Annotated in this window: 2 protein-coding genes; both read right to left on the bottom strand. The window is 42.1% G+C overall.

Annotated features, from left to right (window positions below):
* Nucleotides 1-30: 30 nt before the first annotated feature.
* The gene (locus V7K25_RS16950; protein ID WP_335159706.1) at nt 31-3,762 is read right to left on the bottom strand and encodes a type I polyketide synthase; all 3,732 of its coding nucleotides are present in this window, start codon (nt 3,760-3,762) and stop codon (nt 31-33) included.
* The gene (locus V7K25_RS16945) at nt 3,759-16,727 is read right to left on the bottom strand and encodes a non-ribosomal peptide synthetase (RefSeq protein WP_335159705.1); all 12,969 of its coding nucleotides are present in this window, start codon (nt 16,725-16,727) and stop codon (nt 3,759-3,761) included. Before V7K25_RS16945 ends, V7K25_RS16950 begins: the two co-directional genes overlap by 4 nt.
* Nucleotides 16,728-16,762: the final 35 nt, after the last annotated feature.

The raw sequence follows: 16,762 nt of genomic DNA, 5'->3' as shown, positions 1-16,762 counted from the left end.
GCTAATTCGTAATTTAAAAGTATTTGTTACTCAAATTGTTATTTCTTCTCTCTCACTCGCACCAAACTTTGTATCTGGATCTAGTTGTTTTTCTAGCTTTGGTGCTATTTCAGCTACTGTGGGCGACTCAAATAAATTTGCTACAGATAATCGGATAGAAAAAATATTTAGTATCCGGGATAAAACTTGAACGGCTATTAAAGAATCTCCTCCTAATTTAAAAAAGTTGTCATGGATTCCCACCTGTTTAATTCCCAATAATTCTTCCCATATATCGGCAATTTTTTGCTCAATCTCATTACGGGGAGCTAGATAAGAATTAGGCAAATCAGGTCTTGAGTGGAGTGCAGATAATTTTTCTAGCTGAAAAATATCTGGCTTTCTTTGTGACGAAATCTCTGATTTCTGGTTATTCTGTTCTAGCCTAGATTTTATGCTAAATGCGGCTGATGTAGAAGCTTGAGCCAATGGCAATAATTTGAACACTTGTTCCAAACTTGAGTGCAAAATAGATTTATAGTAAGTATTTAAGGGAGATTCTGAATGTGAACCGTTGTTTTCTTTTTGGTAAACCAGTTCATTGAAAATCTCTAAGGGTTCTTGTTCAACAACAATAGCAGCTAAATTTTCACCACAGCGTTGCACTAAATCTAAATCTACTAAAGGTGAAGTAACAAACCTAGCTCTAGCTTCTTCTAAATGTTCATTAATATAATCTTGTGAACATGGCAGCAGTCCAGTAAATAACCCCTCCTGTTCCTGTAGTTGTCCTTGCTCAACTAATATTTGCAACCATCTAGAAAACAATTGCTGATAGCGAGGAGAAATATGGCATTGCGCCAACAAATTCTCCAAAGAATACTTTTCTTCGGCATTGCTAAAAGCCCCTAATTGCCTGAATGCATAGTTGATGTAGGCTGTACATAAACGATTCAACCACTGTATGTTTTCCTTATATGTTAACTCGTTGAGTTCTGCATTTCTAATATTTGCTTGATTTTGACCTCCTTGTACAAGCGATGTCCATAATTGTGATGGTGTGGATAATGCTTGCAACTGTCCCCAAGCTGTTTTTTGTGGGGGGTCAATCCAATAACGTTGGCGCTCAAAGGGATAAGTCGGTAAGGGAAGGCGGTAATGCTCTTGGTGACTATAGAATCCAAACCAATCTATATTGACTCCAGCTAGCCAGAGTTGACCTAATGTAGTGAATAAAACATGATTATCAGATTGTTTTTCTTGAGGATGACGTACCGAAGTCAACACTGTTTGTGCAGCTGCTTTGTCTGGATGTCTTTTGACTAATGTAGTCAGTGTGTGTCCTGGCCCCACCTCTAGTAAGACTTGCTCAGGTGTTGCCAATAATTTATCGACACCTTGGGCAAACAGCACAGTGGAACGCAGATGTTGAGCGTAGTAGTCGGGATTTGTGGCTTGGGTAACTGTAATCCAAGTACCAGTCAGGTTGGAGATATAAGGAAGTTTTGGGGGATTTAAAGTAACTTTTTTGACTCGTTCTGCAAATGCCTTTAAGATTGGTTCCATCATTTGAGAATGGAAGGCATGGGAAGTATGCAGTTGGCGACATTCAATCCCTTGAGCAGCAAGCTGATTTTGTAGTGTATCTACTGCTGCTGTGGAACCGGAAACTACACACTGGGAGGGTTGATTAATCGCTGCAATAGAAAGTTCTTGCCCTAGTAGGGATTTTATCTTGTCTGCGGGCAGGGGAATTGAAAGCATTGCTCCAGTAGGCAGTTGCTGCATCATCTGTCCGCGTGCTGCTACCAGAGATAAGGCATCTTCTAGGGAAAAAACTTTTGCTAGAGTTGCTGCTACATACTCGCCAATACTGTGACCGATCGCAGCTTGTGGCTCCACTCCATAAGACTGCCATAATTTAGCTAGGGCGTATTCAATTACAAAAATAGCAGGTTGAGCAACGCCTGTTTGTTGAAGTTGCTTTGATGCCTCATCAATCTTTTCTTCAGTGGGGTAAAGAAGATGACGTAAATCTAGCCCTAGTAAGGGTTTAAGAATTTCTGAGCAATAATCAACTTGTTCTTTAAATACTGTCTCAGTTTGGTAAATTTCTCGCGCCATGTTCACATACTGTGAACCTTGACCGGGAAACATAAAGACAACAGACCGTTCTGTAATCTCTGTATAATTGGTAGAAACTTGTTGGGCTGCTAAACTAGCAAGAGTTTTGACAGCATCTTCTAAGTCTTGAGAAATCAACATCCGTCGGTAATTAAAACCCCGCCGACCACTATTGAGGGTATAAGCTACATCGCCTAAGTCCAGTTCTGGATGCTCTTTTAAATGCGTGATTAAATTAGCTGTTGCTTGCTCAAGCGCACTCCCAGTTTTAGCCGACAGACACAACAATTGATAATTTCTCCCCTGCTCCCTGCCCTGTGCCCCCTGCCTCAACAAAGGTGCTTCTTCTAAAATTACATGAGCATTAGTACCCCCGATACCAAAAGAACTAACTCCAGCACGGCGAGGGGTGTTATTTGTTTTCCATTCAGTCAGGGTTGTATTGACATAAAAAGGACTATTGGCAAAATCAATTTTGGGATTTGGTGTCTCGAAGTGCAAACTAGGAGGCAACATTTTATTTTGCAGTGCTAATACAGTTTTAATCAAACCTGCCACACCTGCTGCTGTATCTAAATGTCCTAAGTTGGTTTTTAACGAACCAATAGCGCAAAAACCTTTTTTATCAGTACTTTGATTAAAAGCTTGAGTTAAAGCGGCAATTTCAATCGGATCTCCTAAAGGTGTAGCTGTCCCATGAGCTTCGATGTAGGAAATTGTTTCGGCATCTACACCAGCTATAGCTTGAGCTTCGCCGATGACTGCTGCTTGACCGCTAACACTAGGAGCAGTGAAGCCCACTTTCATTGCACCATCATTATTAATTGCCGAACCTTTAATGATTGCATGGATGTGGTCGCGGTCTGCGATCGCATCCTTTAATCTTTTCAATACCACAATCCCAGCACCGCTACTGGCAATTGTTCCTTGTGCCTTAGCATCAAAAGCACGGCAGTGTCCATCAGGAGAAAGAATCATTCCCTCTTGATGCAAATAACCTATTTTTTGGGGAATGCTGAGAGTAACTCCACCAGCTAAAGCCATGTCACATTCACAATTTAATAGACTTTGGCAAGCTAAGTGAACAGCAACCAAAGAAGTAGAACAGGCTGTTTGCACATTCACTGCTGTTCCAGTCAAATTGAGTTTATATGCAACTCGTGTTGGCAAGAAATCTTTATCGTTGGAGATTGTTAATTGCAGTGGATCAACTGTCTCTAATAATTGATGATGAGGATAGAGATTGTTGACAAGATACCTGTTCATTCCCACACCAGCATAAACCCCTATTAACCCATTATAGGTATGCGGATCGTAACCTGCCTTTTCTATTGCCTCCCAAGCCAATTCTAAAAATAGGCGTTGTTGGGGATCTATTAACTCAGCTTCTTTCGCGCTATAAGCGAAAAAATTGGCATCAAACAATTCAATATCTGATAAAACAGCACTAGCCTTTACATAATTAGGATTATTCAGTAAATCTAGAGAAACGCCAGAATTTATCAATTCTTCATTCGTCAATCTGGAGATAGATTCTACGCCATCACGCAAATTTTGCCAAAAAGAGTCAATATCTTTGGCTTCTGGGAATCTACCAGCAAGAGAAATTATTGCTATTTCAGAATTATTGAAATCATTAATATTAAGGGAATTTATCATAATTTTTTACCCTTCCTTTGAGAAAGATACTGCTGCCTAAGCTGTAATTGTTGATTTCTGAAAGCTTTACTTTCAGTTGGAGATTGAGGGCGAGAATTATTTTGTTTTAATGTATCTCCTTTATTAAGTTTAGTGCTTAAGTATTGGCTTAATCTATGGATAGTTGGGTAATTAAACATATCAACTATTGACACTTCCAAACCAAATTTTTCTTGCAATTGCTGATTAATTCGTATCAGTAGTAACGAATGACCTCCTAGTTCAAAGAAATTATTGTAAATTCCCACCTTTTCTACTTCCAGTGTGTTTTGCCAAATGCCAGCAATGATTGTTTCTACTTCAGTATCTGGCATTACATAATTTGATAGTTCCTGTTGTAAATCTGGAGCAGGCAAAGCGCGACGGTCTACTTTGCCGTTGGGTGTCAGTGGTAAGGACTCCAGCATCACAAAAACACTTGGCACCATATACCCAGGCAGTTTATCGGAAAGAAACTGACGCAGTTCGTCCGTTGTGGGTGTCATCTGTAAATGCGGCACTACGTAAGCGACTAAGCGCTTATTACCTGAAGTTTCTTCACGAGCAATGACACAACATATCTGCACATCATCATGTTGTCCCAGTAATGCTTCAATTTCTGCCAACTCAATGCGGAAGCCCCGAATTTTTACTTGATTGTCAATGCGTCCCAGGTATTCAATGTTGCCATCGGGTAAGTAACGTGCCAAATCCCCAGTTTTGTAAAGGCGTGAGTACTTCGTACACGCTTCGCGAACGGAATTAGAGGATTGGCCTTCTGTTTCCCCTCTGCCCCCCTGCTCCTCTGCTCTCTTGCTTCTTTGGAAGGGGTTGCTGATAAATCTTTCCTGAGTTAGTTCTGGGCGGTTAAGGTAGCCTTTTGCCAATCCAACACCAGCAATATGTAACTCTCCTGGGATACCAACGGGAACTAATTGCAGGTTGCTATCTAGAATATAGATTTGAGTGTTAGCGATCGCTCTGCCAATACTCGGTGATATCTGATCTTGCTCCTTGGCAACTACCAGCCCAGAAGTTGTAACAACAGTATTCTCAGTTGGGCCATAGTTATTCACTAGTTGGAAGGGGATTAAATCTGATGGATACTGATGAAGCTTATCTCCTCCAGTCAGTATGGAACGCATTGCCAAACTTTCAGTTGGCCATTCCAAAGACAATAATTCCTGTGCCAATGGTGTTGGCAGAAAACTGATAGTAATCTGCTTGGAAATCAACCAGTCTCGTAGCTTCACTAATGAGCTAAGGAACTCAGATTTGACTAAGTAGATACTTGCTCCTGCGGTTAGGTAAGGCCATAATTCCCATACCGCAGCGTCAAATGCTGTTCCTGCTAGCTGAGTAGCTTTGTCTAAGGTCGTGATTTTAAAAGTACGTTGATGCCAGAATACTAAATTTAATAATCCTTGATGGGCAATCAGCACTCCCTTGGGTTGACCTGTAGAACCGGAGGTATAAATCACATAAGCCAAATTAGTTGCTTGTGTTTGAGTGATTAGATTATCCTGACTTAACTGAGAAATAAGCTGCCAGTCAGTATCCAAACAAACCAGCTTTGCTTGATGTTGGGCCAGTCTATCAAGGAGTTTCTGCTGAGTCAGCAACACCGAAATTTGAGCATCTTCTAGCATAAAGTGCAAACGCTCAGTCGGATACTCAGGGTCAAGCGGCAGATATGCCCCACCCGCCTTAAGAATACCTAGTAGTCCCACCACCATTTCTATTGAGCGTTCCACACAAATGCCCACCAGCATATCTGCTCTCACACCCAAAGACTTGAGGTAGTGCGCCAACTGGTTAGCACGACTATTAAGCTGCTGGTAAGTCAGTTGTTGGTCTTCAAAAACAACTGCCACTGCATCAGGTGTACGCTGAACCTGCTCCTCAAACAACTGATGGATACACTTATCTAGCGGATAATCTACGCCTGTATCAGTCCACTCTACTAATAGTTGATGTTGCTCAACTTCTGTTAACAGTGGCAGTTGAGAAATTCGCTCGCCTGGGTTAGCAATAATACCTTCAAGTAATGTCAGAAAATGACCCGTCATTCGCTCAATGGTGGATGCATCAAACAAATCAGTATTGTATTCCCACATCCCAACCAGTCCGGTGGCAGTGTTTTCCATTGCCAAGGTAAGATCAAACTTGGTAGTTGTACTTTTTACCACCAGTGGACTGACAGTTAACCCAGTCAACTCCAATTGTTGAGATATGGGAGCATTTTGGAGGACAAACATTACTTGGAACAGTGGTGTGTGACTGAGATCCCGTTCTGGCTGCAATGCTTCTACTAGCATTTCAAAAGGCAAATTCTGATGAGAGTATGCATCCATCGCCATTTCACGAACACGACCTAGTAATTCGCTAAAGCTAGGATTGCCTGCCAAATTGGTACGCATGACTAAAGTGTTGAGAAAAAAGCCAATTAACCCTTCTATCTCACTGCGATCCCGGTTAGCAATTGGCGAACCCACCAAAATGTCTTCTGTACCTGTGTAGCGGTAAAGTAAGGTATCAAACGCTGCTAACAGCGTCATGAACAAGGTAACTCCTTGTTGCTGGCTTAGTTGCGTGAGTTTATCAGTTAATTCCTTTGAGAGCGCAAACTGTTGATATGCTCCTGCAAAAGTCTGCATAGATGGTCTAGGTCGGTCAGTAGGTAGTGACAACAAAGCTGGTGCGTTTGCTAGTTGTTGTTCCCAGTAACTCAATTGACTTTGTAAGACATCTCCTTGCAACCAATTTCGCTGCCAAATTGCAAAATCTGCGTATTGTATCGGCAGTGGTGTTAAAGGTGATGGCTCACCTTGAGAATAAGCATTGTACAAGGCTGCTAGCTCTTGAACAAACACACCCATTGACCAGCCATCGCTAACTATGTGATGCATACAGACTAATAAGGCGTGTTCTGTCTGGGACAGCACTACTAATGTTGCCCTAACTAATGCTTCATTTGCTAAGTCAAAGGGCTGTTGCGCTAATTGCTGTGAAGTTGTTTCTTGCTCGGTTGTAGATAAATGCTTGAAGTCAACAACTGAGAGTGGGCAATTTATTTGTGTTTGAATAATTTGAGAAGGTTTTCCATCAACGATGACAAAGTTGGTGCGTAACGCTTCGTGGCGATGAACAATTTCTTGTAAGCTTTGTTCTAAGGCAGTTCGATTGAGAGTTCCGACTAAACGCAAAGCTATGGGGAAGTTGTAGAAGGCGCTGTTCGGGTTTAACTTGTCTAAAAACCATAGCCGTGTTTGAGCAAATGACAGTGGTAATTCTGCATTCTCTGCCCTTGGTAAGATGGGTGATGATGTTAGTTCTAAATCCTGTTGCTGTAATCGTTGAATGTTTTGGGACAATTCCGCAACGGTTGGTGCAGCAAATAAGCTACGCAATGGTAATTCTACTTTCAAGCTGGTACGCACACGGGAGATGAGTTGCGTTGCTAGTAATGAGTGTCCTCCAAGTTCAAAGAAGTTATCATGTATACCCACTTGCTCTACTTTCAGAACTTGCGCCCAAATTAGTGACAGGATTTCTTCGATTGGGTTACGTGGGGCAACATATTTGTCCAATAATTGGCTGTGTAAATCAGATGCGGGCAATGCGCGACGGTCTAGTTTACCGTTGGGGGTAAGCGGTAAAGCTTCCAAGATGACTATTGTACTTGGCACCATATATTCTGGTAACTTTTCCTTCAGGAAGCTACGCACAAAGCTGACTGTGAGCTTCTGCTCTTTTTGAGGCACAATGTAAGCGACTAGGCGTTTGTTCCCAGGAATGTCTTCACGGGCGATCGCACAAGATGCTTGCACATCAAGTTGGCTCAGTACTGCTTCAATTTCTCCCAACTCAATGCGGAAACCCCGAATTTTCACCTGATTGTCAATACGCCCCAAGTATTCAATATTGCCATCACTTAAATAGCGTGCTAAGTCCCCTGTTTTGTAAAGGCGATCGGAATTAAAGGTTTCCCCTCTGCTCCCCTGCTCCCCTGCTCCTCTGCTTTTTTTAAAGGGGTTAGGGATAAATTTCTCAAGTGTTAACTCTGGTCGGTTAAAGTAGCCTTGTGATAAAAGGACACCAGCAATGTACAATTCTCCTGGTACACCAACGGGTACAGGCTGTAGATACTTATCCAGAATGTAAATTTGCGCGTTGGCAATGGGACGACCAACGGGAGGAAGTAGCGGCCAAGTCTCCACTGAATTAGTCAGAGTAAAACTGGTGGCTAAATGGCTCTCTGATGGCCCATAGTGATTGTGCAATGTACAATCAGTTAGTTTGCTTAACCATTGGGAAATAGCTGGAGTAATCTGCAACTGTTCCCCAGCAGTAATGATTTCCCGCAAATGACTATTAACTAATTCACTACCAACAGCGACTTCAGCTAGTTGCTGTAAGGCAACAAAGGGGAGAAACATTCTTTCAATTGCTTTTTGTTGGAGAAAACCTAACAAAGCTGATGTATCTCTGCGTAATTCCTCCCCAATTAAGAACAATGTGCCTCCAGAACACCAGGTAGTGAAAATTTCTTGGAAGGAGACATCAAAGCTAATAGAAGCAAATTGTAAGGTTTTTGCTCCACGAGGAATTTTCAGATTTTCCCGATGCCACAAGATCAGATTGCTAAGGGCAAGCTGATTCATGGCTATACCTTTGGGTTGACCTGTAGAACCAGAAGTATAAATTATATAAGCTAAGTTATTTGCTTGTACGTCGGAGATGAAATTGTCCTGACTGCACTGGGAAATCAGTTGAGCGTCAGTATCCAAATAGACTTGGTTTGCTTGATGCTGGGGCAATCTATCAAGGAGTGACTGCTGGGTTAGCAATACTGAAACTTGAGCATCTTCTAAAATAAAGCTCAAACGCTCAGACGGATATTCTGGATCAAGTGGCACATAAGCAGCACCCGCTTTGAGAATCCCCAGTAATCCTATGACCATCTCTAAAGAACGCTCTACACACAGACCAACCAGGGCATCAGACCCTACACCCAAAGACCGCAAGTAGTGTGCCAACTGGTTAGCGTGGTAGTTTAATTCATAGTAAGTCAGTTGTTGATCTTCAAATACAACTGCCACAGCATCGGGTGTACTATCCACCTGTTTCTCAAACAACTGATGAATGCACAAATCTTCTGGATAATTTACCTGAGTATCGTTCCACTCAACAAGTAACTTTTGTTGTTCCGGTTGTGTCAGCAGTGGTAATTGGGAAATTCGCTCCTCTGGGTTAGCAATAATACCTTCAAGCAAGTTCACAAAATGACCAGTCATTCGCTCAATGGTACTAGCATCAAACAAGTCAGTGTTGTACTCCCACACCCCTACCAAACCAGTAAGAGTGTTCTGCATTATTAAGGTTAAATCAAACCTTGAAGTTGTACCTTTTATTGGTAATGAACTGACAGTTAACCCAGTTAGTTCTAATCCAGATGTGGGCGCATTCTGGAGGACAAACATTACTTGGAACAGTTGTGTATGACTGAGATTCCGTTCTGGCTGCAATGCTTCTACCAGCATTTCAAAAGGCAAATGCTGATGAGAATATGCCTCCATTGCCATTTCTCGAACACGACCCAGTAATTCGCTAAAACTGGGGTTGCCTGATAAATCAGTACGCATGACTAGAGTATTGACAAAAAAGCCAATTAACCCTTCTATCTCACTGCGATCGCGGTTAGCAATTGGCGAACCCACCAGAATGTCTTCTGTACCTGTGTAGCGGTAAAGCAGCGTATCAAACGCTGCCAACAGCGTCATGAACAGAGTCACCCCTTGCTCTTGGCTGAGTTTTGCCAGCTTACCAGTTAGTTCTTCAGAAAGTGCAAACTCTTGATGTGTCCCTTGGTAAGTTTGCACAGCCGGTCTGGGTCGGTCTGTGGGTAGCGACAATAAGGTTGGAGCCGAAGCCAATTTTTGTTGCCAATAACTCAATTGGCTTTGTAGTACTTCCCCTTGTAACCACTGTCTTTGCCACAGTGCAAAATCTGCATATTGAATCGGCAGTGGCGTTAAGGTCGAGCTTTTACCTTGAGAATAAGCATTGTAAAGTGCTGCTAGTTCTTGGAGAAACAAACCGATTGACCAGCCATCAGAGACTATGTGGTGTATACACATTAACAGTATGTGTTCTGTCTCGGATAGCACTACTAATGTTGCTCTTACCAATGCTTGTGTTGCCAACTCAAAGGGTTGAATAGCTTGTTGTTGCACTAATTGCTGTGAAGCTATTTCTTGTTCGGTTGTAGATAAATTCTTCAAATCAACAACTGAAACTGTCCAATTCGTTTCTGTTTGAATGATTTGTGTTGCCTGTCCATCAACCGTAATGAAATTAGTACGTAACGCTTCGTGGCGATGAATAATTTCTTGGAAGCTTTGTTCTAATGCGGCAACTTCTACAGTTCCTGCTAAACGCAAGGCTATGGACATATTGTAGAAGGGACTGTTTGGCTCGAATTGGTCTAAAAACCACAGACGCTGTTGAGCATAAGACAGTGCTAATTGTGCATTCTCCGCCCTTAGTAAGATAGGCGGTGCAGACAGTTGTAAGTCTTGTTGCTGTAATTGTTCAATTTCTCGTGCTAATTCGGCTAGTGTGGCGGCGGCAAACAACTCTCGCAATGGTAGTTCCACTTTGAAAATGTTGCGGATGCGTGAAACCAATTGTGTTGCTAATAGTGAGTGTCCCCCAAGTTCAAAGAAGTTATCATGTATGCCTATCTGTGGCAGTTGCAGCACTTGCGCCCAAATTTGCGCCAGTATTTCTTCAATTGGAGTACGTGGGGCTACATATTTATCTTTGATTTCGCTGGATAAATCCGGTGCAGGTAAAGCGCGACGGTCTACTTTGCCGTTAGAAGTGAGTGGCATTGATTCCAATATTACAAAAGCACTTGGCACCATATAGTCTGGTAGCTTTGCTTTCAGAAATTGCCGCAGTTCAGTGGTTGTGGGTTTAGAGTGCTGATGCGGCACTATATAGGCGACTAAGCGTTTATCCCCCGTCGTACCTTCGCAAGCAATAACACAAGATGCCTGCACCTCCTCATATTGGTTCAGTAATACCTCAATTTCTCCTAATTCGATGCGGAAACCACGTATTTTTACTTGGTTATCAATTCGTCCGATGTATTCAATTGTGCCATCTGGTAAATAACGCGCTAAATCTCCAGTTTTATATAATCTACCCCCTTCTACTTCCTCAAACGGGTTAGAAATGAATTTTTCTGTTGTCAATTCTTTTCGGTTCAAGTAGCCTCGTGCCAACCCCAAACCAGCAATATGCAATTCTCCGGCTACACCTACAGGAACTGGTTGCAGATGCTCGTCTAAAATGTAGATTTGTGTGTTGGCGATCGCACGACCAATCGGTACTGTCCTGAGATTTCCATCTGGAAAGCATTGCCAATAGGTGACATCTATTGCCGCTTCTGTTGGCCCATAAAGATTGTGCAATTCACACTCTAACCGAGTAAAAAAGCGTTCCTGAAGTTCTACAGGTAAAGCTTCACCACTACATATAACTCGTTTCAAGCTACGGCAATTTTCGAGACTTGGTTCTTCTAAGAAAACTTGGAGCATAGAAGGAACAAAATGCACATGAGTAACCTGCTGCTCTAAAATTAGGTTGACCAAGTAAGCACTATCTTTATGCCCATCTGGTTTAGCCACAACTAAACGCGCTCCTGTGATTAATGGCCAGAAGAACTCCCAAACTGAAACGTCGAAGCTAAAAGGAGTTTTCTGTAAAATGCAATCTACTGCTGTTAATTGATAAGCTTGTTGCATCCACAACAGGCGATTGCAAATTCCCAAGTGAGTGTTCATTGCTCCTTTGGGCTTGCCAGTGGAACCGGATGTGTAAATCACATAAGCCAAGTTACTATCTTGCACTGTAGTAATTGGATTTTCCTGACTGGACTGAGAAATAAATTGCCAGTCAGTATCTAAATATACAACCTGCCCTTGATGCTGAGGTAACTTTTCTTTGAGTTGCTGTTGTGTCAGTAGCACTCTCAATTGAGCATCTTCGAGCATAAAGCTCAGGCGCTCTTGGGGATAGTCTGGGTCAAGTGGTACATAAGCTCCACCTGCCTTAAGAATCCCTAACAGTCCTACTACCATCAAGAGCGATCGCTCCACACAAATGCCGACCAGCACATCTGCTCCCACTCCCAAAGGCTGCAAGTAATGTGCTAACTTATTTGCGCGACAATTTAACTGCTGGTAAGTCAGTTGTTGGTTTTCAAACACCACCGCTACAGCATCGGGTGTACGCGCTACTTGCTCCTCAAACAACTGATGGAGACATTTATCAAGAGGATAATCCACTTGAGTATTGTTCCACTCAACCAATAACTGTTGTTGCTCAACTTCTGTCAACAGGGGCAATTGAGAAATGGACTGTTGTGGGTTAGCAATAATACTTTCAAGCAATGTCACAAAATGACCCGTCATTCGCTCAATTGTTCCCGCATCAAACAAGTCAGTGCTATATTCCCACACACCTACTACTCCAGTAGCAGTATTTTCCATTGACAAGGTAAGATCAAACTTGGCAGTTGTACCTTCTATCAATGTTGAACTGACACTTAACTGATTTAGCTCAAAGGTCGATATGGGCGCATTCTGAAGTGTAAACATCACTTGGAATAGCGGTGTATGGCTAAGATCCCGTTCTGGCTGCAATGCTTCCACTAGCATTTCAAAAGGCAAATGCTGATGCGAGTATGCCTCCATTGCTATTTCGCGGACACGAGTCAGTAATTCGCTAAAACTGGGGTTGCCTCCTAAGTCAGTACGCATGACTAAAGTATTGACAAAAAAGCCAATTAGCCCTTCTATCTCACTGCGATCGCGGTTAGCAATGGGAGATCCCACCAAAATGTCTAATTGTCCTGTGTAACGGTAAAGTAAGGTATCAAACGCTGCTAACAGTGTCATGAACAAGGTAACTCCTTGTTGCTGACTCAGTTGTGTCAACCTACCGGTGAGTTCAGCAGAAAGTGCAAACTTTTGATATGCACCAGCAAAAGTCTGCACAGCAGGTCTGGGCCGATCTGTGGGCAGCGACAATAGAGCTGGTGCGTTTGCCAGTTGTTGTTGCCAGTAAGTTAGTTGGTTTTGCAGTACATTTCCTTGCAACCACTCTCTTTGCCAGATAGCAAAATCTGCATACTGAATTAGGAGCGGTGTTAAAAATGACGGCTGACCTTGAGCATAAGCATCGTACAGCGCTGCTAGTTCTTGGACAAACACACCCATTGACCAGCCATCACTGACAACATGATGCGTACAAACTAACAATATGTGTTCTGTCTCCGACAGCACTAGTAATGTTGTCCTGATTAATGCTCCGTTTGCCAGGTCAAAAGGCTCAATAGCTTGTTGTCGCGCTAATTCCTGGCTAGTAATTTCTTGATCGGTTGTAGATAAATACTTTAAGTCAATAACTGAAACTGTCCAATTCGTTTGTGTTTGAATAATTTGAGAAGGTTTTCCATCAACTGTAATAAAGTTGGTGCGTAAGGCTTCGTGGCGATGAATAATCTCTAGTAAGCTTTGTTCTAGGGCTGGTTGATTCAAATTTCCCACTAGACGCAAAGCCATAGGAATGTTATAAAAGGCGCTATTTGGCTCGAGCTGATCTAAAAACCACAGACGCTGTTGAGCATAAGACAGTGGTAATTCTGCATCCCTCACCTTTGGTAAGATAGGTCGTTCAGAAAGCTCTAAGTCTTGTTGCTGTAACTGCCTAATTGATTGTGCTAATTCGGCTACTGTCGCTTTTGCAAACAACTCACGCAATGGTAGTTCCACTTTAAAAACGTTGCGGATGCGTGAAACTAATTGTGTTGCTAGTAGCGAGTGTCCGCCAAGTTCAAAGAAGTTGTCATGAATGCCTAAAAGCTCTACTTTCAGCACTTGTGTCCAAAGGAGTGCCAGCATTTCTTCCATTGGATTACGAGGTGCAACAAATTTATCTTGTTGTTCGCTGTGTAAATCCGGTATGGGTAATGCACGGCGGTCTACTTTGCCGTTGGGAGTAAGCGGCAGTGACTCTAAGATAACTATTGCATTTGGCACCATGTAATCTGGGAGTTTTGCTTTGAGGAATTGCCGCAGTTCGCTGATTGTGGGTTTACAATCCTGATGTGCTACCACGTAGGCGACTAAACGTTTATCACCAGGGGTATCTTCCCGGACAATAACACAAGATACTTGCACATCCCTATGTTGACTCAAGACTACTTCGATTTCGCTCAATTCGATGCGAAAACCACGTATTTTTACTTGATTATCAATGCGTCCTAAGTATTCTATGTTGCCATCTGCTAAATAGTGTGCTAAATCCCCCGTTTTATATAATTTGGAATTATCAAACGGATTGGGGATAAATTTCTCTTTTGTCAATTCAGGGCGGTTGAAGTAGCCCTGTGCTAATCCTGCTCCACCAAGATATATTTCTCCTGGCACACCTACTGGTACAGGCTGTAAGTTTTGGTCAAGGATGTAGATTTGCGTATTGGCGATCGCCCGGCCAATGGGAATAGTTGTGGCTGTCGTTGCTAAGTCCTCTACCAAATACCAAGAAGAAAACGTGGTGTTCTCTGTTGGCCCATACACATGGAGCAAATGCTGGGGAGCGCCTTTATCTAGTACTTCAAGCACCCATTTAGGATCAACCGCTTCACCACCAAATAATAGATATCGTAGAGAACTAAATGCTTGCGGGACAACACTGGCTAACTGATTAAATAAAGCTGTGGTTAAAAATAAGACACTGACTTGATGCTCGTGGATATTGACAGCAAATTCTTGTGGGATCAGCAATACGGATTTAGTGATAATAACTAGCTTGGCTCCGTGCAGCAATGCTCCCCAAATCTCAAAGGTAGCTGCATCAAAAGCAATATTTGCCACTTGAGCAACGCATTCATCAGCTGTTAACTGTATATAGTTGGTGTTTAACACCAGGCGATTGACGGCCTGATGATTGACAGCGACTCCCTTGGGTGTGCCTGTAGAACCGGAAGTGTAAATCACATAAGAGAGGTTTTCTGCACTGACTGTGCTATTGAGATTACCCTGATTTGCTTGGCTAATGCTGTGCCAGTCTGTATCTAAGCAAACGACACAAGCTTGATGTTGAGGAAGAGATTCTACTAATTTCTCTTGAGTCAACAGCACTTTTACTTGAGTGTCTTTGAGCATGAAGCTTAAGCGTTCAGCAGGATACTCAGGGTCAAGTGGTACATAAGCCCCACCCGCCTTGAGAATCCCCAATAGTCCCACTACCATTTCTAAGGAACGTTCTACACACAAACCCACCAGCACATTTTCACCCACACCCAAAGATTGCAAGTAATGGGCTAATTGGTTAGCGCGACAATTCAACTGCTGGTAAGTCAGTTGTTGATTCTCAAACACAACTGCTATAGCATCGGGGGTGCTATCTACTTGCTCTTCAAATAACTGATGGATACATTTATCTTGGAAATAATCTACACCTGTATCATTCCACTCAACTAATAACTGCTGTTGTTCAATTTCTGTCAGCAGAGGTAATTGCCAAATCTGCTCTTGAGGATTAGCTACAATGCCTTCAAGCAATGTTTGGAAATGTCCTGCCATACGCGTGATTGTACTAGCCTCAAACAAGTCAGTATTATATTGCCAGCAGAGTTGCAATACTCCCTGAGCTTCCATCACCATTAAATTCAGATCAAAGTCTGCACCGCGTTGATGTCCCAGCAAGTATGGCTTCATTTCAAGCACTTGTTCTCCACTGTGCAATGAATTCTCTGTTTGTTCGCACCAACGTTGTCTTTGCCAAGTGAAACTAACTTGACATAAAGGAGAACGACTGGGATCTCGTTCTGGCTGGAGTTGTTCTGCTAAGAGAGAAAAAGGGTAATCTTGATGTTTTTGGGCATCTTTAACTGTCTTGCTGATTTGAGCCAGAAATTCTGTAAATGTGGCGTTTTCCTGTACAGAAGTTCGTAAAACCATCAGGTTAACAAAGTAACCGACAATCTTTTTAAAATCTCCACCCCATCTACCTCTCATCGGACTGACTATGAGGATGTCTGTTTGATTCGTGTAGCGATAAAGTAGCACGTAAAATGCTGCTAGCAAAACCTGATAAAGGCTTGTTTCAGAAGCTAGAGCTAAATATTTAAGTTTTTGAATTAACTGTTCGTCTAGTTTTAAACTATATCCTGTTCCTTGATAAGTCTGTATTGGGGAACGGGGTTTGTCTGCAAACAGATTTAAAATTGGTAATTCACCAGCTAATTGTTTTTGCCAGTATTGCCACAGTTTTTCTCCTCTAGAACCAGATAGCATTTCTGACTGCCAGCGAACAAAGTCTAGATAAGATTTATTTTCAGTCAAAAAATCTGGAGCGGTTTGGTTCTGCTCTTGACTAACTTGCTCAATTTCTTTGGCATACAAAGTTTGAAACTCACTCAGCAGTAAATCAAAAGACCACATATCAGCTGCAATGTGGTGCATTGTTAGCAAGAGAATATGTTCTTTTGTTGAGCGAGTAAATAAATTAATTCTCAAAACAGCATCTTTTTCTAACTTAAAAGGGCTGTCGGTTATAGCAAATATTTTTTCTTTTAAGTAATCTTCACTCCAATTGCTGGCATTTATTACCTCAACATTACATTTATATTCTTGATTAACTTGCTGAACGGGTTTGCCTTCAAAACTGGTATATGTGGTTCTGAGAATAGGATGGCGTTCAATAATTTTTTTCCATACACGATTGACAGTAACAATATTTAAATAAGAATTGATTTTTACAGTAATAAATATATTATAAGCAACGCTCTCTGGAGCAATTTGGTAGATAAACCACATTGCTTCTTGGCCAGAAGAGAGTGGGGAACTTCTTTTTATAATTCTATCCATTAAAACTCCTTAAGATATTGACAACCTTAGTTATA

It is taken from the genome of Nostoc sp., assembly GCF_036919495.1.
GTDB lineage: Bacteria > Cyanobacteriota > Cyanobacteriia > Cyanobacteriales > Nostocaceae > Nostoc.
Note: the sequence above shows the minus strand (reverse complement) of the source record. Positions and strands in the feature narration are given on the sequence as shown.

Excerpts from the sequence above, each read along its gene's own strand:
- V7K25_RS16950 (WP_335159706.1), bottom strand. The coding sequence starts at position 3,762 with ATGATAAATTCCCTTAATATTAATGATTTCAATAATTCTGAAATAGCA.
- V7K25_RS16945 (WP_335159705.1), bottom strand. The coding sequence starts at position 16,727 with ATGGATAGAATTATAAAAAGAAGTTCCCCACTCTCTTCTGGCCAAGAA.